The 26,690-nt window shown below is 66.1% G+C and carries 24 protein-coding genes and 2 riboswitches; of the genes, 3 read left to right on the top strand and 21 right to left on the bottom strand.

Going from position 1 to position 26,690, the window contains the following annotated elements; translation table 11 throughout:
* Positions 1-80: 80 nt before the first annotated feature.
* From AC0L20_RS20200 to hydA, 4 genes are read right to left on the bottom strand one after another with little or no spacing between them, the layout of a single operon-like run.
* Positions 81-1,517, bottom strand: a complete 1,437-nt coding sequence (locus tag AC0L20_RS20200; RefSeq protein ID WP_473291303.1) for an NAD(P)-binding domain-containing protein — start codon at positions 1,515-1,517, stop codon at positions 81-83.
* Positions 1,514-2,263 carry an SDR family oxidoreductase gene (locus AC0L20_RS20195; RefSeq protein ID WP_473291300.1) on the bottom strand — a complete coding sequence of 250 codons (750 nt, stop codon included), beginning with the start codon at positions 2,261-2,263 and terminating at the stop codon, positions 1,514-1,516. Before AC0L20_RS20195 ends, AC0L20_RS20200 begins: the two co-directional genes overlap by 4 nt.
* On the bottom strand, positions 2,263-3,237 hold the full coding sequence (locus AC0L20_RS20190; RefSeq protein ID WP_473291298.1) for an NAD-dependent epimerase/dehydratase family protein: 975 nt from the start codon (positions 3,235-3,237) through the stop codon (positions 2,263-2,265). The genes AC0L20_RS20195 and AC0L20_RS20190 overlap by 1 nt, the downstream gene beginning before the upstream one ends.
* Before the next feature lie 16 nt (positions 3,238-3,253).
* A complete protein-coding gene (gene hydA / locus AC0L20_RS20185) occupies positions 3,254-4,723 on the bottom strand; it encodes a dihydropyrimidinase (RefSeq protein WP_473291296.1) in 1,470 nt (489 codons plus the stop codon).
* Positions 4,724-4,779: 56 nt separating this feature from the next.
* Between hydA and AC0L20_RS20180 the strand changes: the two genes are divergently transcribed.
* Positions 4,780-5,442, top strand: a complete 663-nt coding sequence (locus AC0L20_RS20180) for an aspartate/glutamate racemase family protein (RefSeq protein ID WP_473291292.1) — start codon at positions 4,780-4,782, stop codon at positions 5,440-5,442.
* Here AC0L20_RS20180 and AC0L20_RS20175 read toward each other — a convergent pair.
* The 7 genes from AC0L20_RS20175 to AC0L20_RS20145 form a co-directional block, all read right to left on the bottom strand.
* Positions 5,439-6,107, bottom strand: coding sequence for a flavin reductase family protein (locus AC0L20_RS20175; protein ID WP_473291289.1), 669 nt, complete (start codon positions 6,105-6,107; stop codon positions 5,439-5,441). The two genes, AC0L20_RS20180 and AC0L20_RS20175, sit on opposite strands and share 4 nt — an antisense overlap.
* Before the next feature lie 5 nt (positions 6,108-6,112).
* Positions 6,113-7,045 (bottom strand): N-carbamoyl-D-amino-acid hydrolase, encoded by a 933-nt coding sequence (locus AC0L20_RS20170; RefSeq protein ID WP_473291286.1) that lies wholly within the window; start codon positions 7,043-7,045, stop codon positions 6,113-6,115.
* A 136-nt stretch (positions 7,046-7,181) separates the two neighbouring features.
* Positions 7,182-8,477 (bottom strand): aminotransferase class III-fold pyridoxal phosphate-dependent enzyme, encoded by a 1,296-nt coding sequence (locus AC0L20_RS20165; RefSeq protein WP_473291283.1) that lies wholly within the window; start codon positions 8,475-8,477, stop codon positions 7,182-7,184.
* A 10-nt stretch (positions 8,478-8,487) separates the two neighbouring features.
* Positions 8,488-10,068: a hydantoinase B/oxoprolinase family protein gene (locus AC0L20_RS20160; RefSeq protein WP_473291281.1), complete on the bottom strand. Its 1,581-nt coding sequence runs from the start codon at positions 10,066-10,068 to the stop codon at positions 8,488-8,490.
* On the bottom strand, positions 10,065-12,074 hold the full coding sequence (locus AC0L20_RS20155) for a hydantoinase/oxoprolinase family protein (protein WP_473291278.1): 2,010 nt from the start codon (positions 12,072-12,074) through the stop codon (positions 10,065-10,067). The genes AC0L20_RS20160 and AC0L20_RS20155 overlap by 4 nt, the downstream gene beginning before the upstream one ends.
* Positions 12,075-12,534: 460 nt before the next feature.
* Positions 12,535-13,965, bottom strand: a complete 1,431-nt coding sequence (locus AC0L20_RS20150) for a PepSY domain-containing protein (RefSeq protein ID WP_473291276.1) — start codon at positions 13,963-13,965, stop codon at positions 12,535-12,537.
* Between the two features lie 11 nt (positions 13,966-13,976).
* Complete coding sequence (locus AC0L20_RS20145) at positions 13,977-16,334, bottom strand: TonB-dependent receptor (RefSeq protein ID WP_473291275.1); 2,358 nt, start codon at positions 16,332-16,334, stop codon at positions 13,977-13,979.
* 117 nt (positions 16,335-16,451) lie between these two features.
* Positions 16,452-16,653: riboswitch (cobalamin riboswitch) on the bottom strand.
* Positions 16,654-16,725: 72 nt separating this feature from the next.
* Here AC0L20_RS20145 and AC0L20_RS20140 point away from each other — a divergent pair.
* Positions 16,726-17,298, top strand: a complete 573-nt coding sequence (locus AC0L20_RS20140; protein WP_473291272.1) for a histidine phosphatase family protein — start codon at positions 16,726-16,728, stop codon at positions 17,296-17,298.
* Here the strand turns inward: AC0L20_RS20140 and cobT are convergent, their stop codons facing one another.
* The 8 genes from cobT to cbiT form a co-directional block, all read right to left on the bottom strand.
* Positions 17,299-18,351 carry a nicotinate-nucleotide--dimethylbenzimidazole phosphoribosyltransferase gene (cobT, locus tag AC0L20_RS20135; protein ID WP_473291270.1) on the bottom strand — a complete coding sequence of 351 codons (1,053 nt, stop codon included), beginning with the start codon at positions 18,349-18,351 and terminating at the stop codon, positions 17,299-17,301.
* Between the two features lie 15 nt (positions 18,352-18,366).
* Complete coding sequence (gene cobF / locus AC0L20_RS20130; RefSeq protein ID WP_473291268.1) at positions 18,367-19,116, bottom strand: precorrin-6A synthase (deacetylating); 750 nt, start codon at positions 19,114-19,116, stop codon at positions 18,367-18,369.
* Between the two features lie 45 nt (positions 19,117-19,161).
* Entirely contained in the window at positions 19,162-19,839 is a 678-nt protein-coding gene (locus AC0L20_RS20125; RefSeq protein WP_473291265.1) for an energy-coupling factor ABC transporter permease, read from the bottom strand.
* A 37-nt stretch (positions 19,840-19,876) separates the two neighbouring features.
* Positions 19,877-20,096, bottom strand: a riboswitch (cobalamin riboswitch).
* 45 nt (positions 20,097-20,141) lie between these two features.
* The gene (cobA, locus tag AC0L20_RS20120) at positions 20,142-20,873 is read right to left on the bottom strand and encodes a uroporphyrinogen-III C-methyltransferase (RefSeq protein ID WP_473291262.1); all 732 of its coding nucleotides are present in this window, start codon (positions 20,871-20,873) and stop codon (positions 20,142-20,144) included.
* Positions 20,870-22,180: a cobyrinate a,c-diamide synthase gene (locus tag AC0L20_RS20115; protein WP_473291260.1), complete on the bottom strand. Its 1,311-nt coding sequence runs from the start codon at positions 22,178-22,180 to the stop codon at positions 20,870-20,872. The genes cobA and AC0L20_RS20115 overlap by 4 nt, the downstream gene beginning before the upstream one ends.
* Positions 22,180-22,962 (bottom strand): precorrin-4 C(11)-methyltransferase, encoded by a 783-nt coding sequence (gene cobM, locus AC0L20_RS20110; protein WP_473291258.1) that lies wholly within the window; start codon positions 22,960-22,962, stop codon positions 22,180-22,182. The genes AC0L20_RS20115 and cobM overlap by 1 nt, the downstream gene beginning before the upstream one ends.
* A complete protein-coding gene (locus AC0L20_RS20105) occupies positions 22,959-23,327 on the bottom strand; it encodes a cobalamin biosynthesis protein (RefSeq protein ID WP_473291256.1) in 369 nt (122 codons plus the stop codon). The genes cobM and AC0L20_RS20105 overlap by 4 nt, the downstream gene beginning before the upstream one ends.
* Positions 23,324-24,505: a precorrin-6Y C5,15-methyltransferase (decarboxylating) subunit CbiT gene (cbiT, locus tag AC0L20_RS20100; protein ID WP_473291254.1), complete on the bottom strand. Its 1,182-nt coding sequence runs from the start codon at positions 24,503-24,505 to the stop codon at positions 23,324-23,326. Before cbiT ends, AC0L20_RS20105 begins: the two co-directional genes overlap by 4 nt.
* Here cbiT and AC0L20_RS20095 point away from each other — a divergent pair.
* Entirely contained in the window at positions 24,504-25,250 is a 747-nt protein-coding gene (locus AC0L20_RS20095) for a cobalt-precorrin-6A reductase (RefSeq protein WP_473291252.1), read from the top strand. The two genes, cbiT and AC0L20_RS20095, sit on opposite strands and share 2 nt — an antisense overlap.
* Here AC0L20_RS20095 and cobJ read toward each other — a convergent pair.
* A complete protein-coding gene (gene cobJ, locus AC0L20_RS20090; RefSeq protein ID WP_473291250.1) occupies positions 25,226-25,960 on the bottom strand; it encodes a precorrin-3B C(17)-methyltransferase in 735 nt (244 codons plus the stop codon). The two genes, AC0L20_RS20095 and cobJ, sit on opposite strands and share 25 nt — an antisense overlap.
* The gene (locus tag AC0L20_RS20085) at positions 25,957-26,688 is read right to left on the bottom strand and encodes a precorrin-2 C(20)-methyltransferase (RefSeq protein WP_473291248.1); all 732 of its coding nucleotides are present in this window, start codon (positions 26,686-26,688) and stop codon (positions 25,957-25,959) included. The genes cobJ and AC0L20_RS20085 overlap by 4 nt, the downstream gene beginning before the upstream one ends.
* Positions 26,689-26,690 lie beyond the last annotated feature (2 nt).

Genomic DNA, 26,690 nt, shown 5'->3' with positions numbered 1-26,690 from the left:
CAGGTTAAGAAAGAAGCAAGTTGCGCGCCAGTCTCATGATGCGCTCTTGCGGACGCTTTGTCGCGGCGGCGCATGGACAATCATCGCGATTCCTCCATGTTTCGCGCTGGCCGCGTGACCACGGCCTGCGGCACGTCATAGGCGCGGAGCGAGGCCCAGTGCCGTTCGACATCGGCGCGGAACAGGCCGCGCGTCAGGCCATTGACCAGCTTCGGCACCGCGGTCGTCATCGCGTTGATCGACGATCCCGACGGACCGAAACTCATGGTGGAGGCGATGGCGAAGAGATGGATGTCTGCGATCCACGGCGTCTCGCCCGCGACACACTCGGTGAAGGCGTAGTCGTCGGCGAGATAGGGAAAGCGGCCGAGCCGCGCGCTGCGTTCGCTCTCCGGGGGCTGGTAGCGGTCGGCCCAGGTTGCGATATTGCCGGCAAATGTGCGCAGCTCGCCACGTCCGGAAAAATCCATGTCGACGCCGGTGCCGCAGATGACGAAATCCGCTGCGACGACGCCGCGCGGCGTCCGCAATTCGATGGCCTTGCCGGTCTCGCGCGCGGCCTCAAGCGGCGCGCCCTCGTGCAATGTGAAATTGGCATGGCGCGCGCAGCGATCATAGGTCGGCTGTGGAAAGCCTTCGCGCATCTGGAGGATGGTGCGCATGAAGCGCCAGCGCCAGGCATCGTCGAGATCGCTGAGATGGCGGAGGAAGCCGCGAAATGTCAGCCAGCGATAGGGCTGGATCAGCTGGATCTGCGCCCGACGACACAGCAGATGCACCTCCGCTGCGCCCGCTTCCAGCGCGGTTGCCGCATTATCGAAGGCGGATGCGCCGGCGCCGATCACGGCGACGCGCTTGCCGCGAAGCTTTTCGAAATCGATGTCGTCGGCGACGGTTGCGACCGAGCCGGCCGGCAGTTCGCGCAGCGGCTCGGGGATCATCCAGTTCCCCATCCCCTCCTGCCCCGTCGCCAGCACGATCTTGCGCGCATAGAGCGTCTCGACGCCCTCGCCACGTTTCACGCGTGCAGCCAGTAGACCATCTGCCGCCGGAAGGATTTCCAGAAGCTCGCTGCCGTTGCGCACCGGCAATGCAATCGTACGTCGCAGCCAGAGCAAATACTCGGCCCAGTGCTCCCTCAGGATCAGATTCAGCGTCTGCCAGCTTTCCTTACCGAAGCGGGCTTCGTGCCAGGATTGATAGGTCAAGCTCGGAATGTCGAGGTCAGGTCCCGTATAGTCCTTCGGGCTGCGCAGCGTCGGCATGCGGGCATAGGTGAGCCATGGCCCCTCCTTCCCCTCCTCGGCCTTGTCCAATAGCAGGACATTGCTGACGCGGGACCGCATCAGGCCGAAGCCGATGGCGATGCCGGATTGGCCGGCGCCGATCACGAGCACATCCAGCGCCGGCTTGCCGTCCGGTCCCTGCTTCGGTTCGAGCCAGGCGGCACCGGGATGCGAGATCCGTACGAGATCGGCGCGAACGTTCACTTCGAGCTCTGTCAGCGCATCACTCATGCCGCGAGCCAGCCTCCGTCGACCACCATCACGGTGCCGGTCGTGAACGAGGATGCATCGCTGGCGAGATGCAGCGCGGTCTGCGCGATCTCCTCGGCCTGGCCGAACCGCTTCATGGCATGGCGGTTGCGGGAGGTTTCCCGCACCTCGTCCGCATTGGCGTGACGGGCAAAACTGCGGCGAAGCATCGGCGTGTCGATCGCACCAGGCGCGATCGCGTTGACGCGAATGCCATCGGTCGCGAAATCCACCGCCATCGTCCGCGTCAGGCTGACGATCGCGCCCTTGGCCGCGATATAGGCGCTGTTGCCCTTGCCGCCGGCAATCGCAAGCTGCGACGCCAGCGTGATAATCGAGCCCTTCTTCTGCCGCTGCATCTGCGGCACGGCCGCCCGCGCCCACAGCCAGGTGCCGCCGACATTGGTGCGGAACACCGCATCCCAGTCTGCCGGATGGGTGGTCAGCACCGTGCCGCCACAGGAGAAGCCAGCCGCGGTCATGAGAATGTCGAGCCGGCCGTGCCGTGCTACCACATCATTTGCCACGGCCTCGGCGAAATCGGCATCGCCGACGTCACCGACATAGGTCGTTGCCTCGCCCACCAGGATCAGCGTCTCCTCAAGCCCTGCGACATCGCGATCCACCAGAGCGAGATGCGCGCCTTCGTCGGCAAACAGCTTCGCGCTGGCGCGGCCGATGCCGGAGCCTGCGCCCGTGATGATGGCCGTACGTCCCTGCAGCCGCATCAGAGACTCTCCTTGTGCTGCGTCCACCAGGCGCTCATGGCTGCGGCGGACTCGGTACACCCGAACCGCGCGCGCCAGCCGAATTCCTCCGCCATCCGCGCGACCGAGAGCGGCGCACGATCCGGCCCATGGAGCTTGATGAAGGTGTTCTCTCCCGGTGCCGCCAGCCGGCATTGCAGGCCGGGATGCAACGCCGCAAAGGCCTCGCCCCATTGCAGCGCGGACCACGTTCCGCCGCTGGAGATGTTGTAGAGCCGATGGCGCGGCCGCTCGGCTTCGATCAAGACGGCCACGGCTTCAGCGGCATCGAGGGCGTAAATCCAGTCCTTGACGCCCGCGCCCGGCATGAGCGCCAGCCCGCAGCGGGCGAACTCGGCCAGGATTTGAAACTGAAGGCTTGGCGTATCCCGCACCTTGCCGATCCGCTCCCACGGACCGAACACGGCGCTCAAACGCACACTGAGAAAGTCACCATCCCACAACTCGGCGAGCCGAGCCACCGATCGTTCCGAGGTGAATTTGCTGATCGCGTAGAAGGAGACGGGATCGCAGGGCGTCTCCTCGTCCAGCACTGCATGACGCTGCCCCGCAGCGCCATAGGCGGAAGCGGATGAAAGATTAATCACGCGCCGAGTGCCACGACGGACCGCCGCGCTCAAGATCGGGATCTGAGCCATCACGTTGATCTCGAGGATACTCGAGGTGGCGGTTCGTTCGAGCTGATCCCCGGCCGTTATGGCGGCGCCGAGAACGATCGTGTCAAAACCCTGCTTTAGAAGTGCGTCGATCCTTTCGACGTCAGTGATCTCACCCTGAACAACCGTGCACCGCTCACCATAGTCGGCAAACGATCGCTCCGCTCCCGCCGGCAATTGCTTACGGTCATACAGCGTCACTTCGTGCCCACGCGCCAGCAGCGCCTCCGCAACATTGAGGCCGACAAAGCCGGCACCGCCGAAGATGACGATCTTCATCGCGCGCGATCCGCCGTCACAGCAGTTTTGCCCCGAAATTCCGCTCCGGATCCATGTCGGCGACAAGCCGCCCGGTCGGCTTGGCCGCCTCGCCGCCACTGCGTGCCAGGAACTGGCCGCTGCCGGCGCTGGCGAGGCACTTGTTACCGTCGATGATCACCCGGCCGCGCGACAGCACCGACACCGGCCAACCCTTCAGCTTCCGTCCCGCAAACGGCGTGTAGCCGGCGAGGTCGTGCATCATCTCATCGGCGATCACGGTCTCGCGATCGGGATCCCAGATCGCGATATCGGCATCGGCGCCGACCGCGATCGAGCCCTTGCGCGGATGCAGATTGTAGATCTTGGCCGGCGCGGTCGAGGTCAGCTCGACGAATTTTTCCAGGCCCAGCCGTCCTTTCGACACCATGGCGTCGAACAGCAGCGGCAGGCGCAGCTCCAGTCCCGGCAGGCCGTTGGCGACCTGCTTGAAGTTGGGATTGGGACCGGCGCGCAGCTTGCCGGTCTCGTCGTAACGATAAGGCGCGTGATCCGACGAGATGGTCTGGAGATCGCCGAGCGACAGCGCCTGCCACAGCGCCTCCTGGTCGGCATGCGTCCGCGGTGGCGGGCTGCACATCCACTTGGCGCCCTCGGCACCCGGCTTGTCGAGATCGGCAGCGGTCAGGAACAGATATTGCGGACAGGTCTCGGCAAACACCTTCAACCCCTGCCCGCGCGAATCCCGGATCACCTTGGCGCCCTCGGCGGTCGAGACGTGGAAGATCATGATGGGCTGGTCGATCAGCGCCGCCATGCCGATCAGCCGGGTAAAGGCTTCCGCCTCCGACACGCGGGCGTGGCTGACGGCGTGGTATTTCGGCATCGTATAGCCGCGCGCGAGCAGGCGCTTCACCATCCAGGCGATGATGCCGTGGTTTTCGGCGTGGGCGCACAGCATCGCGCCGGACTGGCGCGCGGCGAGAAGGATGTCCAGCAGCGGCTCGTCGTCCACCTTGAGCCGGTCGTAGGTCATGAAGATCTTGATCGACGCGTGGCCCTGCTTCACCAGCGCCGGAATGTGCTCCTCGACCGTTTCCCTGGTCGCATCCGCAATGATCATGTGAAAGGCGTAGTCGATCACGGCGCCCTTCTTGGCGAGGGCGTGATAATCCTCGACCACCTGCGGCAGCTTCATGCCGACATGCTGGGCGGCAAACGGGATCACCGTGGTCGTGCCGCCAAAGGCGGCCGAGACGGTCGCGCTCTCGAAGGTGTCGGCGTTCATGATGCCGGCAGCGGACAATTGCTCGATATGGGCGTGGCTATCGACGCCGCCGGGCAGAACGAGTTTCCCGCGCGCATCGATTTCCCGCTTCGCGGACGGAAGCCCGCGCCCGATCGCGGCGATGGTCTCACCGGAGATGGCGACATCGGCTTCAAAGACGTCGGTCGTCGTCGCGACGCGCCCACCGCGAATGATCAGGTCGTAAGCGGGTTCAGTCATGAGGCACTCCATGATAGGCTCAAGCCAGGTGATCGAAATTTTGCAGGAAGACCAGCATGTCCCGACCGCGCATCCTCGTCATCAATCCAAATTCCAACCCTGCGGTCACGCAGGGGTTGGAGGACGCGCTGAAGCCGCTCGGCTTCGAAGGCGGGCCGGATCTGGTCTGCCAGACGCTGGCCGAGGGTCCGTTCGGCATTGAAAGCCAGGCCGATGTCGATGGCGTCGCGATGCCGCTGCGGCGGCTGGTCGAGGGCGACAACAGCTCGGCTGCCTTTGTCATCGCCTGCTACAGCGATCCCGGGCTTCAGGTCTGCCGCGAAGGCACCGACCGCCCCGTGTTCGGCATTGCCGAATGCGGCGTGCTGACAGCGCTGGCCCGCGCCGAGACCTTTGGCGTCATCGCGATCGCCCAGCGCTCGATCCCGCGTCACATGCGCTATCTCAGGCAGATGGGACTGACCGAACGGCTTGCCGGCGAGCGGCCGCTCAACATGAGCGTCGCGGAAACTGCCTCGGGCGAAGGCACGCTGGCCAGGATGATCGACATCGGCCGCGCGTTGCGCGACGAGGACGGCGCCCGCGCCATCGTGATGGGCTGCGCCGGCATGGCGCGCCATCGCCGTCCCCTCGAAGACGCGCTCGGCATCGCCGTGATCGACCCGACACAGGCGGCTGTCACCATGGCGCTGGGTACGGTGCAGTTCTCCAATCACTAGGCGTCCTTCAACTCTTTGGCGTCCTGCCGCGCGAGCCATTGTGCGTGGCTCTCGCGGACAAGCGCAAACGTATCCCGCTGCGTCGTGTAGAGATTGCCGAACATGCGGCCGATCGGCCGGTAGGCGTCGAGATCGACATACATGTTGGCTTCGTCGACGAGGCCCTCGCGGGCATGAATCCGGAGCACTTCGCCGACCAGCAGCTCGCGATCGGGCGAAAAGTTCAGCGCGACATGGCGCCGGCATTCGAGCGCAAAGGGTGCCGCAGCGAGGCGCGGCACCTTCACGTCGATTGAGGGAAGGGTCGCGAGGCCTGCCGCAGCGACCTCGCTGTCACCGGACGGAAAATCGACCGCGCAGTCGTTCATCGCCACCGACAACGCCTCGTCCACCATGTGAACGACGAACTCGCCGTCGCGATGGATGTTGCGGGTGGTGTCCTTCGGGCTGTGATCCGGCTTGTGCTGAAGCCCCAGCACGATCAGCGCCGGGCTCTCCGAGAACACGTTGAAGAAGCTGAAGGGCGCGGCGTTGACCGCCCCGTTGGCATCGAGCGTCGTCACCAGCGCAATCGGCCGCGGCACCACCACGCCGCAAAGCAGCTTGTAGCGGTCGCGCGGATCGAGCTCGCGCAAGGATATGCCGGATGTGCTCTGGCCAGTCATCGACGTCACGTCTCCGGCGGCGGCACAGCGCCGGTACGGCTGGTGATCAGGCCGTAATGCTCGATGCGGCGGTGCTGCGCGAAATTGAAGATCGTGGTCTTGCCGAAGGTGGTGGCATCGAGGTCGCAAGCGTGGACCAGCAGTTCGTCCTCCTCCGTCTTCGCTTCGGCGGCGATTTCGCCATTGGGATCGACGATCAGGCTGCCGCCGAAAAGCGGGTGTCCGTCCTCGTTGCCGGCCTTGGCCACCGCGACCACCCAGGTCGCGTTCTGATAGGCGCCGGCCTGCGCCGAGAGGCGGTTGTGGAACAGGCGTTTCTCGACGCCCTCATCGCTCCTCTCCGCATTCACGGACGGCGTGTTGTAGCCGATCAGCACCATCTCGACGCCCTGCAAGCCCATCACGCGATAGGTCTCGGGCCAGCGCCGGTCGTTGCAGATGGCCATGCCGATGATGCCGCCGAGCTCGCGCCAGACATTGAAGCCGAGATCGCCTGGCTCGAAATAGCGTTTCTCCAGATGCTGATGCGAGCGCTTGGTGTCGTATTCCACATGGCCGGGCAAATGGATCTTGCGATATTTGCCGACGATCTTGCCGGATTTGTCGGTCAGGATCGCGGTGTTGAAGTGATGCCCGTCGGGCGTCAGCTCCGCATAGCCGAAATTCATCGCCATCTGGTGCTGCGCCGCGCGCTCGAACAGCGGTTTCGTCGCCACGTTCGGCATCTCGCGCTCGAACCAATTGTCGAACTCGGCCCGATCCTCCACGTACCAGCGTGGGAAGAAGGTGGTGAGCGCCAGCTCCGGATAGACGATCAGGTCGGCGCCCCTGCTTTTGGCCTCGTCCATCAGCGCAATCATGCGCTTGACCACGGCTTCGCGGCTGTCTGCTTTCTGGATCGGACCCATCTGGGCGGCGGCAACATTGACGATACGCATCAGCGATTTCCTGGTGATGTCCTAGGCCAAGCTAAATTTCAATAATGTGCCGGCGCGCGGCAGCATAACGCAGCATCGCCCGGACTTTCCAGCCGGCGCTTGCCGATCGGCATAGTGTGCGTTGCACGATCCACCCTCATGTCTGCTCCTCATCTGCAACATCGAGACCGTGGTCCAGCGCGTCCAGAAGTTGCCCGGCCTCATGCTCGGAGATCACGAGCGGCGGTGCGAGGAACAGCGAGGTCTGCTCGCCGCTGGTTCCGATCACGGCGCCTGCCTCCAAGGCCCGCTCCGCGACGCGCGAGGCAATCGGCACCTCGGTGGTGTCGGCGTGCCAGGAGCGCCAGTCCGGCCCGTGCAACTCCACGGTCCAGTGCAGCCCCTGCCCAGCCACCCGCTGCACGCTCGGATGTTTCTGCGCGATGGCGAGCAGGCGCCGGGTGAACAGTTTTTCGAGGCCCCTCACGTGCCCCAAAATCTTGTCATCGTTGACGACCTTCAGATATGCGCTGACCGCAGCCATGCTGATGGGATGCCCGCGCAGCGTGCCGTAATTCTGCCAGCTCGTGCCCTTGAGCCGCTCGACGATGTCCTTCGACACCACGACCGCGGCAACCGCCGCCGCGCCGCCGCCGAGCGATTTTCCGAGCGTCACGATGTCAGGACGGCTCTCGGCGCCCTGGAACGCGAACCAGCGCCCGGCGCGGCCTGCTCCGGTCACCACTTCGTCGGCGATCCAGTATGAGCCAACCTGCCGCGCGCACCGCGCCACCTCGTCCTGATAGGCGCCGTCGTAGTAGATGCCGCCTTGCGTGTAGTCGATGATCGTCGCTGCGGTATCCGAAAGCAGGCGCGTGGCATGGGCCAGATATTCGCTGGGGGGAACATTGTTGGCCGGCGCGCCGTAGATCGCGCCATCTGGCGCCGGCAATATCCGCACAGGCGCCATCGGCGCCGGCAGCTTTGAGCCGCCTGAGTGCACCGCAAGGCCGCCATGCCATTGCGGCTGCACCGTCATGCTGCGCGACAGGCCCGTAATGCCGTGATAGGCGCGTTCGCGCGTCGCCAGCGCGGACCGCTGCGTCAGGGCCTGACAGAGCGACAGCGCCATGTCGTTGGCCTCGCTGCCGCTGATGCAGAAGCGCACCGCACCGACCCAATCCTCTTCGCCTTTGAACGCGGTGACCATCAAATCGTCAGCGGCCTGCTCGCGGCCGTCCCAGGTCCAGCCCTCGTTCACGACGGGCGTATCCGCGGCGCGGCGGATCGCCTCCACCATCGCGGGATGACGATGTCCGAGGCCGCCGCCGGTGTTGCTGCCGTCGATGAGCTTGCGACCATCCGACAGATGGAAATAGACGCCCTCGCCGCCGACCACGGCCATGGGCGCGCTGTCGCCGGCATTCAGCCCGGTTCGCAACAATCTGCTCATTGCAATCCCTTCATTCCGCAGCCTCGGCACCGTAGCCACCGCCGCCGCAGGTCTCGATCGTGACGAGATCGCCTTCCTGCAGCACCAGGTTCGACTTGCCGTCGATCGCGACGCTCGTACCCTGCCGGATCAGCGAGATGCGGCAGGCCTTGCCGGGTTCGCCGCCCTGCATGCCGAACGGCGCGATCACCATGCGCTCGATGCAGGTGGTCAGATGCATCGACGGCGCCAGGATGCGATAGGTACGAATGACGCCGTCCCCGCCGCGATGGGCGCCGGCGCCGCCGGACTGCCGGCGAATGGCCTGCTGCTCGATTTGGATCGCGTAATTCGCCTCGATCACCTCGACCGGCGTGTTCGAGGTGTTGGACAGATGCACCCGCGTCGCCGAGATGCCGGCCCGATCATGCCGCGCGCCCTCGCCACCGCCGTGGACCTCGTAGAGCATCTTCCATGAACCGTTCTGTCGCGGCTCCGCGAAGAACAGGACACCCGCCGTGGTCGCCCCGCCGGCCGACAGACGTTCGGGAATGGTGTGCTGCATGGCGCGGAAGATCGCATCGACGATGCGCATCGAGGTCTCGTGGTTGCCGGCCGCAACCGAGGCATTCCACCCCGGCTCCAGGATCGAGCCCGGGCGTGTGATGATGGTCAGCGGCCGCAGCGCGCCCGCGTTCTGGTTCATGTCGCGCCCGCTCATGATGCGCGCGGCATAGGCGACCGCCGAACGCGCCATGAACGGCGTGGTGTTGCAGAAATTCGAGACGCGGTCGCAGCTTTCTGAAAGATCGAAGGTCGCTTCGTCGCCTGCGATGGTGATCTTGACATGAATGCGCGCGGGCGCGTCGTCGACGCCGCCGTCGTCCAGGTAATCCTCGCCCTCGTAGACGCCATCAGGCAGATCGCGCAACGCCTCACGCATCTCGATTTCGGAGAGATCGTGCAGGCGCGACTGCGCCGCCGTGAAGACCGCCTTGCCGTGCTCGCGGCAGAGCTCGACGATGCGCTTCTCGCCGGCTTTCGTTGCGGCGATCTGGGCGAGAAGATCGCCCTCGCAGGATTCGGGATCCCGAACATTGGCCTTGAGCAGCTGCACGATCGGCGTGTTGACGCCGCCTGCCGTGGCGATCAGCACCGGCGGAATGCGCATCGCCTCCTGGAAGGTGTCGATGGCTTTCGCAAAATAGCTGCCGGGCCAGGTGCCGCCGATATCGGGCCAATGCGCGAGGCTGACCGCGAACGCGACGATCTCGCCGTCGACGAAGACGGGGCGCACGACCTTGACGTCGTTGAGATGATTGCCGCCGAGCGGGCCGACATTGTAGATCAGTGCGTCGCCGTCGTTCAGGCTGTCCCGCGGCACCACTTTCAGCAATTCGAGAACCGTGTAGGCCATCGCGCCGAGATGGATCGGGATGTCGCGGCCCTGCCCGACCAGGTCGCCGCGGGCGTCCGTGATCGCCGACGACAGGTCGCCGGCCTCACGCAGCAGCGGCGAACGCGCCGAGCGCGTCATCACCAGGCTCATCTCCTCGGCCGCGGCCGAGAGCCCGTGCCTGATGACCTCAACGACGAACGGATCGAGCTTCATGCGGCCCTCCGCGTCAGGAATAGATTGCCTGAAACATCCGGCCTCGCCTGCCAGCCGGGGGGGACCACCACGGTCGACCATGCGTCTTCAATGATGGCCGGGCCGCTGACGATCTCGGTCAGCGAGGCGCGGTCGATGATGCGTGTGGCAATGTCGTGAAAGCCGTTGAACGAGCAGGTGCGCTCGCCTTTGGATACCGTTCTGACCGCGACGGCCGGCCGGCTCACGACGGTCGTCGATGGACGGCGTGCCTGCACCCGCACGGACTCGATGACGCAGCTCTCGCCCGTCGCGTAGCCGAACAGCTCGTGGTGCCGGGCCAGAAAATCCTTCTTCAGCTTGATAACGTCGAGCGGTCGCGCGAACGGCACCGGAATGGCGTCGTTCTGCGCGGCGTAGCGCATCAAGGCTACCAGCTCGACCTGAATCTCGGTCGTGGCCACGCCGTTGGCGACGAGCGGCGCCGAGGCATCGTCAACCAGCACCCCGATCCGCTCCGACACGCGGACGAGGTCGATGCCGTCAAGCGCAGCACGCAAGGTTTGCTGCTGGAGGAAGCTGAAGTCGGCGGTGAGACAGCCCAGCGCCGAAAACGCACTCGACGCGCTGGGAACGACGACCTCGGCAATCCCGTAGAGATCGGCAAGGCCCGCGGCGTGCATCGGGCCGCCACCGCCAAAGGGGAGCAGCGTGCAGTCGCGTCCGTCGATGCCGCGCTCGACGGTGACGCGGCGGAGCGCACGCGCCATTGTCGCATTCGCGACCTTGATGATGCCGAGCGCGGTTTCGGTCAGGCTCAGCCCCAAGGCGCGCGCGATCGGCCCGATGACATCAGTCGCTGCCTTGATGTCGATTCCGATCCGGTCGCCAAGTTTGGTTTCGGGATTGAGATAGCCGAGCACGGCATTGGCGTCGGTGATGGTCGGCTCCGTGCCGCCGCGGCCGTAGCAGGCCGGTCCCGGCTCGGAGCCGGCGCTTTCCGGTCCGACGGTCAGGCCGCCGGGACCATGGCGCACGATCGATCCGCCGCCCGCCCCGATGGAATGAACCGCAAGCATCGGCTGACGCAGCGGCTTGTCACCGAGCATGCGGCCGTCGGTCATCTCGGCCTGGCCGTCAACGATCAGGCAGACGTCGGTCGTGGTGCCGCCCATGTCGAACGTCAGCATGCGCGATGTGCCGAGCTGACGCGCGATGCTGACCGATGCCGAGACTCCGGCCGCAGGGCCCGACATCGCCATCACCAGCGGCCGCCGCTTCACCGCCGAGATCGGCACCATGGCGCCGGCCGAATGAAACACCTGCAGGCCGGGGCCGATCGGCAACCGCTGCTCCAACTCGCTGAGATATTCCACCGCGATCGGCATGGCGGCCGCGTTGAACACGGTCGCCGAAGTCCGTTCGTATTCGCGCGCCTCGGGATTGACCTCGTGCGACAGCGAGACGTGGGCAACGACGCCCTTGAGCCGCTCGCCGAGCATTTTCTCGTGGATGGGATTGGCGTAGGCGTGAAGCAGTGCGACCGCGACGCTCTGCACGCCGGTCGTTTTCAGCCACGCCACCAGGCGCTCGATCTCCGCTTCATCCAGCGCCTTCAGTACCTGCCCCTCGTGATCGAGGCGCTCGGCAAGGCCAAAACATCGTTCCGGCGGCACCAGCGGCGGCGATTTCGGCGGGATGTCGAGACGGTAGAGATCGCGGCGGCGATAGCGCGCGATCTCCAGCACGTCGGCAAAGCCTTCGGTCGCGACCAGCGCCACTTTCGGCAGCCGTCCTTCGACGATGGCGTTGGTCACGCGCGTGGTGCCGTGGACGAAGCGCTTGACCTCGCTCTTGCGCAGGCCCACCGCCTCGATCGCCTCCAGCATCGCCTGAACCGGAGCCTGCGGGCGCGATGGCACTTTCGCGATCCGTGCCTCCGCGGGGGAGTGTCGGATCGCGATGATGTCGGTGAAGGTGCCGCCGATATCGGTGCCGACTTCCCAGTGATTTTCGTCAGCGCTCATGTGTGGGTCAGCTGCGGACGACATTCGAACCGGACGCCGGGTGGTTCCCGTCCGTCGCGAAATTCAATCCCAAGCCGAGAGCGCTCATCATCATCCCCTGTCATGCCACCGCTTGCGAGCGTGCGACAGAGCGATGGGCTCGGGATAGGGTCAGCGTTGTCGCAACGCACTGGAGCAGCCCGCGACCGGCGCAGCCCGCCGAGGCACATTTTAGTGCAGCACTGCCCGCATGGAGAGCAGGTCCGCGTGGATCGTTCCACGCGAGATAAGTGCAGCGCACCACGAGTTTTCCCGGACGAAACGCCACGTCCGCTGCACCGCAATCCATGCGCCGCGCACGGACTGTCTAATTTGCAGGCGATCGACCGGCGCTACGGGTCATGCGATTGCTCATGAGCTATGCATGGCAGTCGGCTCAGCCTCTCTTTATTGTACGATCAGTAAGCGGTGTTTTGCCTGCTCAACGCATCGCGAGCAGGCGACGCGAGCCAATGGCGATGCCTGTGATGGAGAACAGAAAGCCGAGGGTGCAGAGCCCGACGACCAAGCCGTCGCGCAGCAGCGGACGCGCGACGAGGACCGGAAAATCCAGCGTGTGCAGCGCGCCGTAGAACCAGCGATAAGCCCGCCGCGACGAATCCAGCCTTTGCAGCAAATTGCCGTCGGCGCCGTCGATGTCGAACCAGAGGTCGCCGCAGTAGGAGCGGTAGACCGGGGCGCCCGGGACATTGGACCGCGCGGGATAGTCGTCGTTGTCGGCAAGTACGGACGGACCGCTGCAGCCGGCCGCGAGGCGCGCGGTCAGCCCCTGGACCTCGTGCACATCCAGAGATCCCGTCGGTCCATCGCGGGGCGCATCCCCTGCCTCGATCAAGGTCTGACCGGCAAGGGCCGTGCGATCCCGCCGATAGAGAGTGCCGTTGAAGGAGAACCATTCGATCTCACGGGCCGACGGCGACACAGGCTGCCGATCGAGCGATGCAGCCGCCGCCCAGTTCGGTGAAGCGTTCATCACGCTGGATTCAGTGGGGGTCAATTGCCCACGCGAGAACAGCCGTCCGTGATCCATGGAGAGCCAGCCGCTGAAAATCCAGCTCAGTACGAACACCGTGGCCGCGAGGCCGATGAGATGATGCAGCGCATGCCAGCCACGATAGGGCGAGCCGATCAGACCTCCTCGAGGTTTGATCCGCGCAAGCCCGAGCACAGCGCCAAGCAAAGCTGCGATCAGGGCCAGCAGCGACAAGGTCCAGACCACGCGATCCCACAACGACCAATTGGTTCGCAGGACCGTTGGATAGATCCAGTGCAGCACACTCCCGACGAGATTCCAGGTCCGCTCGCTGCGCGTCGTATCCAGAACGATCTCGCCCGTGAGCGAGGAGACATAGACCTCCGTTCCGGCGGAATCGCCCAGGGCAGCCCGAAACAAGGGCCGATGGCGGTCAAAGCCGTTCGGCACGCTCCATTGGTCGTAGTCCGAGCGCGCAACGATCGCGGCCTGCGCGGCATCGAGCCCGCGGCTGCGGGCGTGATCTCGCGCGATGGCCAGCGCGACGTCGGAAGACGCGACCGACGCGTCGGCCCCATCGGAGGCGCGGACTGCGCCCGCGCGCGACGGCCCCGAGACGACATAGACCAGTCCATCGCTGCGCTGGATCAGGCGAATGCGCGTCGCATCCGCGATGCCGCTTGCGGCCACGGCATCGGCGACCGCAAGCTGCCTCGTCTCAGCGCGATCGATCGGCAGGAGCCCGGCAAAGCGTTCCGCTTCCGTCAACGACGGAAACGGAACGAAGTGCATCACGATTCCCGTCGCGAACCACATCGCGAACAGCAGGCAGAACGCGATCCCGAGCCATCGATGCAGCAGGACGATCGCGCGCATCATCGGTCAGCGTCCTACCATTTGAACGCGGCCGAGACTTCATAGGTCCTGGGCGCGCCCAGCAGGATCTGGTCGGGATAGAACGGATCGCCCCAGATCGCATAACGCTTGTCGGCGATGTTGCGCACCCGGAAGGTCAGGCGGGCCTGGTCGACTGCGTTGAATACGGTCTTGGGGATGTCGACGAAGGCGTAGACATCGGCCACAGTGTAGGCCTTCAGCGTCACGGTGTTGGCATCGGCCTTGTAGCGGTCGCCGACGTGGCGGCCGGTGATGCCGAGCTCGACCGCCCAGGGCGTGAAGAACCGGTAGGACGCACCGGCATTGGCGACGACGCGCGGCACGTTCGGCGGCGTGTTGCCGGAGAACGAGCCGCCGACGAAATCATAGTCGGCGTAGCGCGCATCGACATAAGCGATGTTGCCCCAGAGACGCAGGGGATCGATCGGCCGCACGGACGCGGCGAGCTCCACGCCCTTTGATTCCTGCCGCCCGGCGAGGTTGAGCTGCATGCCGCCCGCCGCGGCATAGACGTTCTTGCGCAGGATGTCATAGACCGAGAACGACCATTCCGCCCGATTGTCCCAGAACAGGTGCTTGACACCGGTCTCGTAGGTGCGCGCGGTCGTCAGGTTGAGCGGATCGGTCGGATTGAGCAGGAAGATGTTGTTGGCCGCGATGTCGGCGCCGGTTGCATATTGGCTGAAGAAGGTCAGGCCCGGAACGGCTTCCCAGGTGTAACCGATGCGCCCCGTCGTCGGGACCCAGGATTGCGAGAACGGGAAGTTCGCCTTCTCCAGACCGAACTTGTCGGTCGAATTACGGTCGAGCCCGATATGCTCGACGCGCAGGCCGCCAACCAGCGCAAAGCTGCGCGTGAGCTTCAGCCGGTCCTCGAATGAAAGCGCCTCATTATCGATGCGCGCAGTCTGCTGCTGGATGGTGAGCAGGCCGTAGTACCCGCGAGGCGGATCGACCAGCGGAACGGAATCGCCGGGAAAATTTGCGGCGCCCGGCCGCACGAAATCAAGGTAGCTTGAGGACAGCGTCGTGACCAAGCGGTTGTCAAAGCCGGCGATATTCGCATCCCAGATCAAGTCGGTGATGTTGCCGACCAAGCGTTGGCTGTGTGCGACATAGAAGCGTTCACGGTCCACCATGTTCGTGCCGGAATTGAACGCCTCGACCTCGTTGTTGAGCCACGTGCGCTCTGCGCCATAACCATAGGCCTGGCTCTTCAGCGTCAGGTCGGGCGCCAGCTTCAGCTCGAAACCGCCGCGCAGCCACACTTCCTGTGCGACATTGCGATTGTCGAGAACGTTGTAGTTGGTGTTGAAGGTGCGATCGTCGATCGTGACCGCACCGAGATTGGTTTTGTTGTAGTTCGAGACGTAATTTCCGGACACGATCCCCGTCGTCGCATGCGAACCGCTGAAGGCGATCGGCACCAGCGGCGCACCCCAATAGGCTTTCGAGCGATCCTCGCGGTATTCGATCGCGCCCCAGACCTTGAGGCTATCGGAGATGCGATAGTTGAGCTGGCCCGAGACGTCGAGCGTCTTGGTGTTGGTGTCGTCGGCAAAGCCGTTGAGCGAGGAACGGCTGACATCGAAGCGGTAATCCAGCCCCTGCACATTGGTGCTGCCGCCCGAGCCGTAATGCGCCCGGAACGAGTTCAGCGAATCCCAGGAGAAATCCGCCTCGTTCCGGATCGGACCGGTGTGCGGCTGCTTGGTGACGAAGTTGATCGCGCCGCCGGCGGCGCCCTCGCCCGACATCAGCGACGCCGGTCCCTTCAGGAATTCGACAGCCTCCAGGTTGGCCGTGTCGGTGATCCGCGAGGTCATGTTTTGCGGACCGATCTTGATGCCGTTGTAGAGCGTGTTGATCTGGCTGTTGGTGAAGCCGCGCATGGAGAAAGCCGAGGGCTCGGCCGGATTGTCGCCGGCTGTGACGCCCACCGCTCCCTGGGCGACGTCGGACACGGTGCGATAGCCCTGCTCGCGCATGGTTGCGGCCGAGATCACCTCCACGGTCGCGGGCGTTTCGCGCACGGTCAGGCCAAGGCGCGAGGCGCTTTCGGCGACGGCATTGGTATTGAGCGGCGTCTGTGCTGCCGCAGTCGGCACGACAGGCTTGGGCACTGCGGATGCAGTCTCCGGCCGGCGCGCTGCTGCGCGGCGTGAGCTCTGCATGTCCCGTCCGGCCGGCCTGGCCTGCCTGCGGGATTGTGGCGCCGACACCTCGACGGGCGGCAGTGGCTCGCGGGCCTGCTGCGCCAAGGCCGCTGGCATGTCGATGGCGACGAAAGATGTGAGAGCGGCGGATGCCAGTAGGAAACGGCGTGGTCGTACGATACGAAGGGAATACACGGTCTTGGACCTCGGAGTGACGTCAGTGGCACGTCACCGCGAACCAGGGTCCCATCTTCCGGCTTATAAGCCTTCCGATGAAGCCGAATGTCTGTACTCCCCGACCGACATCTTCGCGTGTGACCACGGCTGACGGCAGGTCTCCTGGCTCGCGGGTCAATACCTTGCGTCGCCTTCCCGGGACCGAGATACCCAGTGGCATGTGATGCAAGATTCGCCGCTTACAGTTGCGGGGGCAGCCACGGCATTGGGGACAATGTCCCCGCACCGCATTCCCTTTTCATCCCCTCTCGGGGAAACCGTCACGAGCATCTAGGATTACGATCCAGACAGAGTCAATGTGCCAGTTGCGGCGTTATTGCCACAACGACCAGTTTCCTTGGAGATAAGCATGGGAGGCGAGACCTTCCTCTGGCTGATACGGCACGCGCCCGTCGATGGCGTCGCGGGGACGATCCATGCAGCCGACGCACCGGCCGATCTCGGCGCTCGGGCGCAGCTGGAGGCGCTGCGGCAGCGCCTGCCGCGCGACGCCGCGAGCTATGCGAGTCCGTCGCGGCGCACGGTCGAGACGGCCCGCGCGCTGGGGCTCGAGCCGCTGCAGCTGGACGAATTCAGCGAGCAGAACTTTGGCGACTGGACCGGCCGTCGGCACGACGAGCTCGCCGCGACCGGTGGCGAGGCCTATGCACGGTTCTGGAGCGATCCTGCGCGCGGACGGCCGCCGGGCGGCGAAAGCTTTGAGGAACAGGTCGCGCGCGTCCGGCTGGGTCTGTCAAGGATCGGCGCCGGGGCCGCGACGCTCGTCGTGCATTCCGGCACGATCCGCGCGGCGCTGTGCATCGCGCTCGATCTGACCCCACAAGCCGCCCTGCGCTTTGTGATCGATCCGCTGTCGCTGACCCGGATCGACCGGCTCGCGACCGGCTGGCGCGTCGTCTGCGTCAATCAGCCGATGATTTGATCAGGCCGGACGATCAGGCACATTGGCCTGCGCAAAGGTCGCCATGCCGTTGTGGAGCGCGCAGGCCGACCGCACCAGCGGCAGCGCGATGGCCGCGCCCGATCCTTCGCCGAGCCTGAGATCGAGGCTGATCAGCGGCTGCACGTTCAGCGCGCGAAGCACCAGCCGATGCCCCTGCTCCGCCGACTGGTGCGAAGCCAGCAGGAACGGCTGGCACGAGGGGTTGAGCCGCGCCGCCGCCAGCGCCGCCACCGACACGATAAAGCCGTCGATCAACACGGGGATGCGGCGCTGTGCAGCCGCGATAGTTGCACCGCAGATGGCCGCGATCTCGAGACCGCCGACGGCGCACAGGATCTTTTCCGGCGAAGCGCCCGCAATGCCATGGCGTGCAATCGCAGCGTCGATCACCCGCGCCTTGTGCGCACGGCCGGCCGCGTCGATGCCGGTCCCGCTGCCCGCGATCTCCTCAGCGCTCACGCCGAGCAAGCCGGCCGCGATCGCCGCCGATGTCGTGGTGTTGCCGATGCCCATCTCCCCGAAGATCAGAAGATCGGGCTGCCCGGCCTGCGCGCGCGTCACCGCACGTCGGCCGGCTTCGAACGCAAATGCCAGCTCTGTGGGGGTAAGCGCAGCTCCAATGCTGAAATCGCGCGTGCCGCTGCGCGGCTTGTCGGTCACGATTCCAGCCATCTCCTCCTGCGCCAGCGTGCCGGCATCGACGACCTCCAGACTGGAGCCCAGCTCACGCGCGAGCACCGAGATCGCGGCACCGCCGGAGGCGAAATTCGCCAGCATTGCGATGGTCACTTCCTGCGGATAGGCCGAGACGCCCTGCGCGACGATGCCGTGATCGCCGGCGAAGATGATGATCGGCACCCGCGCCGCGCGCGGTTGTTCGGTTGCTTGGAGGCCCGCGAGTTCGATCGCGAGCTGCTCGAGCCGACCGAGCGCGCCGGTCGGCTTCGTCAGTTGCGCCTGCCGCGCCACCGCCGCCTCGCGATGGACTGCGGAGATGTCGGGGCATTGTTGGGTGACCCATTCGGGGAGCATGCTGCCTCGCTTGCCTCACAGCCTGCGCTTGAGGATGTAACTGTCCATGATCCAACCGTGCCGGTCGCGCGCCTCTTGCCGCACCGCGACGATACGCGGGCCGATCTCGGCCAGCGCGCCGGACATGATGATCTGATCGGGCATGCCGAGATAGGCCCCCCACCAGATGTGCAGGCCTGCCGGATCAAGCGGCTGGAACGCGGTGCCGCCGTCGAGCATCACCACCACCGTATCGACGCCTTGCGGCCAGCCGCCATCGCGCAAGCGACGTCCCGTCGTGACGAGAAAAGGCTCGCCGATGTCGTTGAGCGGCAGCGCATGCGCCGCGCACAGCGCCTGGATCGAGGTGATGCCGGGCACGACCTCGATCTTTGGCGAGGGATTGAGCCGCCGCGCAATGCGCAGCGAGGAATCATAAAGCGACGGATCGCCCCAGATCAGCAGCGCGACCTTGCCCTCGCCTTCGAGATGATCTGCGATCGTCTGCGACCAGGCAGCGGCGACGGCGTCGTGCCAATCGTCCACGCCCTTGCGATAATCGGCTTCAGCGGCGTCGCGGACGGGCAGATCGAACTCGGCAATGCGGGTCGTGTCACTGGCGAGCACATCCGCGCAGATCGTCCGCCTGAGATCGGCGAGATCGGATTTTGCGGTTCCCTTGCGCGGGATCAGGACGAGATCGGCCGCGTTGATGGCAGTGATCGCGGCGCGCGTGAGCTGCTCGGGATCGCCGCAACCGATGCCTATCAAGGAGAGCGTGAGCATCTTGGCTGCGAAGGGCGGCCACAGCGGCCGCCCTTTCGCTTGTCTCTAGGCCGCGTTGTGCAAACGCGGCGTGACGAGGCCGGCCGCGGTGACGCCGCGCAGCGACTTCGCCAGCGCCAGCACGCCGAGATCGGCGAGCGGCTCGATCACGATGACGAGCGCATAGGACGCCGCGAATGTCGCGATGTTGCCGAGGTTGGTCGCACCGAAGCCCGATCCATAAATCGCCCAGAACGCCACCCAGGCGATGACGCCGGCCTGATAGGTCGTCGAAAGCGCCAGCGCCTGGCGGTACTTCAGATCGACATAGGCCGTGTTGCTCGAAATGATCCGCGTGGCGATCGCCTGGATCCCGAACAGCGGCACCAGCAGCGTGGTGACGTTCATGCCATATTGCGGCAGGTCGGGCGGCTCGAAGAAGATGCCCTGGAACAGCAGGCCGAACGCGAGGCCAAAGGCCGCTGGCGCAGCTCCGAACAGCAGGAACAAGGTCGAGCCGAGGATGAAGTGCACTTCGGAGACGCCGACCGGGAAGTGCGGCAGGATCTCGAAGAAGATAAACACGAGTCCCGTGGTGGCGAGCGTGCGCGCCGCGAACGAAATGATGCCCTGCTCGCGCACGGTCTCGACCGCGAGCTTCAAGGCAACACCGCCCACGGCGATGCCGGTTGCGTAACTCAGCACGAGCTTGGCGTCCGAGACTAGTCCGGGTTCGATATGCATGGCTCAGATCCTTCTTGCCGTCACACCCGACGGCCTTGGCCTCAAAACGTGCACGGCCGGTCTCCTGGCTCGCGGTTCACTGGGAGTCTCCGGCCTTCCCGAACCTTGCGGCCCAGTGGCTGATCGAAGTCCCTCACCGCTGACAGTCGCGGGGGCGGCTGGGGTTTTGGGCGCCGCAACTGGGTCCGCCCATCCCCATTCCCGATTATGCTCCGGCGCTTTGCGCCGCGTCGAGCACCATGCGTCCCCTGTGTGCCCCTTTCGCCAGCCGGGCGTCAAGGGGCGAAGGGCGGACGAGGCGGTCATGACCGATAATCCCCCGCCAGCGCGCCGAACAGGATGACGGCCGCCGTGGAGGCCGCCCCGCCCCGCGCAAGCTGCTCGGCAAGTTCCGAAATGGTGGTGCGGACCAGCCGCTCATCGGGACGGCCGAGCGATTCGGCAAACAACGCCGGCGTGGTTGGGGCGAGCCTCTGCTCGATCAATTTGACGACAAGCGCCGGAAACGTCCGCCGGCCCATATAGACCACGGTCGTCGCCTCCGGATCGGCCAGCGCCGCCCAATTGAGGTCTGGTGGCAGCTCGCCGGTGACGTCCGCCCCGGTCACGAACTGCACGCGGCGCGAGGTGTGACGCCGGGTCAGCGGAATGCCGGCTTGCGCGGCGGCGACACAGGCCGACGTGACGCCGGGAATGATCTCGTAGCCGATGCCGGCCTCGCGCAGCGTCTCGAGCTCCTCCTCGAGCCGGCCAAAGATGCCGGCATCGCCCGACTTCAATCGCACCACGCGCGCGCCTGTTGCGGCGTAGTCGACCAGCAATCGATTGACGTGGTGCTGCTTGGTCGAGGCCCGTCCTGCCCGCTTTCCCACCGCGACGAGATTGGCGCCGGGCCGGGCCAGATCGAGGATCGCGCCTGAAGCAAGGTCGTCATAGAGCACGACGTCGGCCTCGCGCAGCCGCGCGGCGCCCTTGAGCGTGAGCAGCTCGGGATCGCCGGGGCCGGCGGAGACAAAGGAGACAAAACCGCTCACCGGTCCTCCGCGATCAGGTGGAAGAACGTACCGGTGGCTTGCCCCCGCCGCGAGCCGGTCTCGGCGATGACCGCGCCTGTCGCGTCGTGCACGACCGCCAGCGGCGTATCGGGCTGCGCGAGGATCGTCGAATAGTGGAATTCGTGGCCACGCAGGCGTGCACCGGCTTGATGACCCGGCATCGGCGCGGCGAGCTCGGCCAGACGATAGCCCAGATGCATGCGGCGTTTGGCGAAGCTCGTCTCCAGGCCGAGCAGGCCCGTCATCTCGTGGCGGATGCCGTCGGCGTCGGTCAAAGCGGTGCCCAGCACCATATAGCCTCCGCATTCGCCATGCACCGGGCGCGTTTCGGCGAAGGCGCGCAATCCGCCGCGGAAGCGCGCATTGGCAGCGATCTTGCCGGCCTGCAGCTCGGGATAGCCGCCAGGCAGCCAGCACACATCGGCACCCGGATCAGGACCTTCGTCAGCCAGCGGCGAGAATGTCGAGATCTCCGCACCCGCCGCGCGCCACGCTTCCAGCATATGCGGATAGACGAAGGAGAATGCAGCGTCACGGGCGAGCGCAATGCGCTGGCCGGGCGGCGTTACGTTCACGCCGCTTGCGGCAGGTTGCGGCGACCAGGTGGCAGCCGAACGAAGCACCGCGTCGAGATCGACATGCTCGGCAACGAAGCGTGCGGCCTCGTCGATCAGCTTGCCGATTTCCGCCTGCTCCTCGGCCTGGACCAGCCCGAGATGCCGCTTCGGCAGGCTGATCTCGGCATGGCGCGGCAGCGCGCCGAACACGGCGATGCCGGCATCCAACAGCGCGCGCCGCACGAGGGCTTCGTGGCGCGGGCTGGCAACGCGATTGAGCACGACGCCCGCAAGGCGCACACCGGGACGGTAGTCGCGAAGGCCCGCGACAATCGCCGCCGCCGTTTGGGCCTGTCCTGAGGGATCGATCACCAGCAGCACCGGCCAGTCCAGCATCTCCGCGATGTCGGCGGTCGCCCCGGTGCCGCAGACGCCACGCGCGGCGACGCCGTCGAACAGACCCATCGAGCCTTCGGCCAGCACGACATCGGCGTCAGTGCCGCGACTGACGAGATGCGAGATCGTCCCGCGATTCATCGCCCAGCTGTCGACGTTGACCGAGGCGCGTCCGGTCGCGGCGGCATGAAACGCGGGATCGATGTAATCGGGGCCGCTCTTGAAGCACTGCACCCGCAATCCGCTATTGCACCAGGCGCGGGCGAGCGCCAGCGTCAGCGTGGTCTTGCCGACGCCGGAGGCCGGCGCGGAGATGACGAGCCCCGCTGCCATCACGACACCTCCGGAAAGCGCGGCTCGGCGCCCACGGGGCGATAGCGGCGGTCGTAATCGCCGGCATAGAGACGGCTTTCGGAAAAATCCGCCGCGCCCAGCGTCCTGCCGACCAGGATGAGCGCGGTGCGCTCCATCTCGCTGCCGACAGCAACGTCGAGCGTTGCGAGCGTGGCGCGGATGATGCGCTGGTCGGGCCAGCTCGCGCGCCAGACGATCGCGACCGGGCAGTCCGCGCCGTAATGCGGCGTCAGCTCGGCGACGACCTTGTCGAGCAGATGGATCGACAAATGAATCGCGAGCACCGCGCCGGTGGCGGCGAAGGCGGCGAGCTTCTCGCCTTCCGGCATCGCGCTGGCGCGGCCCGGCGTGCGCGTCAGCACCACCGTCTGGGCAAGGCCGGGCAGCGTCAGCTCAGCCTCCAGCGCAGCCGCGGCGGCCGAGAAAGAGGGAACGCCGGGCGTGACCGTGTAGGGAATGTCGAGCGCGCGCAGGCGGCGAAGCTGTTCGCCCATCGCTGACCAGATCGAGAGATCGCCCGAGTGCAGCCGCGCAACGTCCTTGCCGTCAGCATGTGCGGCGGCGATCTCCGCGACGATCTCATCGAGCGACAGTGGTGCGGTGTTGACGATCCGCGCCCCGGGCGGGCAATGCGCCAGCACGCCTTCGGGGACAAGCGAGCCGGCATAGAGGCAGACCGGACAAGCGGCGATGAGGTCTCGGCCGCGCAACGTCAGCAGGTCAGGAGCGCCCGGCCCGGCACCGATGAAATGCACCGTCATGCGCCGTCTCCTTCCGCGATCGCCGCGGTCGCGGTGCGATCCAGCGAGACCACCCGCGTCGCGATCAACCGCGCGCCAGGTCCAGCTGCCGCGAGTGCTGCGGCCTCGGCGACCGATCCTGTTCCGAATTTTTCGGCGACGAGTTTTGATTTTGTCGGCGTGTCGATGCTAACAAGCATTTCGGCGGCGATCGCCTTGATCGGCACGCCGCATTCGCGCGCAAGCTGCTTCAGCACCTCCGCGTCGGCCTTGTCGCTAACGGTTGCCACCGCTGTGAGGCCTTCGGAGCCGCCGGCCGCCAGCAGCGCCTGACGCAGCGAGGCCAGCGTGACGTCCCGCTTGAATCCGAGCCCGGCGACCTTCATCGGACCGCACTCCATTGCACCACGGGCCGCGCCGCCTCCCAGGACCGGTAGCGGCCGAGCGGAGTGGCATGCGCAATCTCGACCCGCATCAAGTCGCCGCCGTGGCACTGGTGCAGTTCGCCCAGCACCGCTTCCGTCTCCAGCGTCACGGCATGGGCAACCAGCCGCGTTCCGGATCCGAGCCGCGACCAGACCGCGTCGAACATCGCGATGTCGAGACCGCCCCCGATGAAAACGGCGTCAGGTGCGTCCAGCGCAGCAAGGGCTTCAGGCGCTTCGCCTGTAACGATGGTGATCCGATGTGCCAATCCGAACGCCGCTGCATTGCTGCGAATGTTCGCTGCGCGATCCTCGCGCGCTTCGATGGCGATCGCCGTCCCGCCGCACAGCGCCCACTCAACCGAGATCGAACCGGAGCCGGCGCCGATGTCCCACAGCTGTTCGCCGGGACGCGGCGCCAGCGCCGAGAGCGCCAGCGCACGGACCGGACGCTTGGTGATCTGACCGTCATGGACGAAGAGTTCGTCCGGCAGTCCCGAACTGCGGGGAAGGCCCTGCGCTCCTCTCGCCTCCACGGCCACCGTGACCAAGCTCCCGGCAAGATCGCCTGCAAAACTGTCGGCGCGATGCGCGTTGATACTTTCGCGCGGTCCGCCAAGCGCGGTGAGTGTCCAGAATGTCGAGGCACCCCATCCGCGCGCCGTCAGCCATTTCGCAAGGTCACGGACCGCCTTGCCATCGCGCACGAGGCAAATGATGCGTGCATCGTGCGCCAGATGCGGCACGAGACGCTCGAATGGCGCGGCGTGCAGGCCAAGGCACGCCACGGACTCAAGGCGCCAGCCCAAGCGCGCGGCTGCGAGCGAAAACGTTGACGGCGCGGAATGCGCAATCCACTCGCCGGCATCCAGCTTTTCGGCAAGGCTCGCGCCGGCGCCAAACCAGAACGGATCGCCGGAGGCGAGCACCGCCGTCGGGCGACCACGGCAGTTCAGCACCACATCTGCATCGAACGGCACTGGCCATGGACGGCCGCGCCCGGTTATGCCGGCAAGCGCAAGATGCCGTTCACCGCCAAAGACAGTTTCGGCATCATCGAGCGCCTTTCGGCTTGCCTCGGACAGCCCGGCAAGGCCATCTTCGCCGATACCGATGATGGTCAGCCAGGGATCAGCCATGACGCACGCCCTCATTCTGGGCGGGACGGCCGACGCGAGCCTGCTCGCGGCGGAGATCGCGCGCTGCGGCATCGACGCCGTGTATTCCTATGGCGGCCGTACCCGCGCGCCAGCCGGTCAGCCGTTGCCGACCCGTATCGGCGGTTTTGGCGGCGTCAGCGGTCTTGCCGATTACATTCGCCGGGAAGACATCACGCATGTGATCGACGCGACGCATCCCTTTGCCGCCGAGATGAGCCGCAATGCGGTCGCGGCATGCGCGGAAACCGGCACGCCGCTGATCGCTCTCGAGCGTGCGCCCTGGACCAAAGCGCCCGGCGACGACTGGATCGAAATATTTGATGTCGACGCCGCGGTCGCCGCACTGCCCGAGGCGCCGGCAAATGTGTTCCTCGCCATCGGCCGCCAGCACATCGCGCCGTTCGCGACCAGGCCGCAACACGCCTACACGCTGAGATTCGTCGATCCGCCCGAAGCGCCCCTGCCCTTCGCCGCGGACGTGATCGTCTCGCGTGGGCCGTTCACGCTCGAGGGCGAGCTGGAGATGCTGCGCGCGCGAGGCATCACCCGGATCGTCGCCCGCAATTCGGGTGGTGACGGCGCGCGCGCCAAGATCGACGCAGCCCGCAGGCTCGGCCTGCCCGTGATCATGATCGCACGACCGCAACTGCCGGAACGATTGCGGGTCGAGAGCGTGGCCGAGATCATGCAGTGGCTCGGTCATCGCACCTGCCTCGGCGCATAGACCCAGCGGCCGACGCGGCGCGTCTGCGAGTTGCCGACGATCACCAGCGTGCGCATGTCGGCCATTTCAGGTGTCGCTTCCTTCAGCCTGACGGTCTCGATCTTTTCATCGGCGGCGCTGATCGCGCGCGCGAAGATCACGAGGCGCTCGCCGCAGCCGGCCTCCTTCAGCACCGCGAGCGCACGGCCAAATCCTTCCGGCCGGCTCACTGAGCGCGGATTATACATCGCAATGGCAAAGTCCGCTTCCGCGGCGAGCCGCAGGCGCTTCTCGATCACCGCCCACGGCTTGAGATTGTCGGAGAGATTGATCGCACAGAAATCATGGCCGAGAGGCGCGCCGGCGCGCGCGGCAGCCGCCAACATCGCAGTGATGCCGGGCAGCACACGGATCGGCAGCTCCTGCCATTGCGGCGCCTGCTCGAGCGCCTCGAACACGGCGGACGCCATCGCGAAGACGCCGGGGTCGCCCGAGGACACGATGACGATCTGACCGCCTTCGGCCGCGAGCCGCAGCGCCTCGCTCGCGCGCTGCAGCTCTTCGCGATTGTCGGAGGGATGCAGCTTGAGTCCCGATCGCGGCGGCACGCGCGCGACATAGGGCGCATAGCCCAGAATGTCGGTCGCGGCGGCAAGCGCGGCGGAGACTTCGGGCGTCACCAGCGCATCGCTGCCCGGCCCGAGGCCTGCAATGGTCAGCGTGCCCGTCATTCGGCGGCGTCCGGATGCCGGCCCTTGCCGTGCACGAGCACGATCGCGAAATAGGGGCAGTCGGCGGCATCGATCTCCGCGAGCCGCACCACGCGCTCGCCGGGCATGGTGCCGCGCTCGACCAGCCAGGCATCGTCCAGCCGTCCGGCGGCAGCGAGCGCGCGGCGCACCTTGGCGAGATTGCGCCCGGTCTTCATGATCACGAGCGCATCGGAATCGCACATGCGGCGTTCGAGCTCGTCTTCAGCGAGCGTGCCCATGAGCACCGTCGTCACGTCATCACCGAGCGCAATCGGCTGTCCCACGCCATTCCAGCAGCCGACCATGCCGGGAATGCCGGCGATCACCTCGATCTCGACGCGGCCTTGCAGGCGCGTGTGCAGATGCATGAAGGAGCCGTAGAAGTAAGGATCGCCCTCGCAGAGCACGACGACGTCGACCGCGCGCGCCAGCCGCGCCAGACGTTCGGACCATTCGTCGTAGAAGCCGGCAAGCAGCTGGACATATTCAGGCGTGTCGAAGGCGATCTCTGTGGTGACCGGATATTCCATCGGATATTCGGTGGCGTCGGCAGCCAACATGCCCTCAACAATACGGCGCGCCTGGCCGGGCCGGCCCTTCTTGCGGAAATACGCGACATGCCTCGCGCCGCGCACCGTGCGGTCGGCGCGCACGCTCATCAGATCGGGATCACCGGGGCCGAGACCGCAGCAAATGATGCGTCCCATCG

The sequence above is a fragment of the Bradyrhizobium sp. Kon58 genome (assembly GCF_055807455.1).
This window is presented reverse-complemented; position numbering and strand designations above follow the sequence as displayed.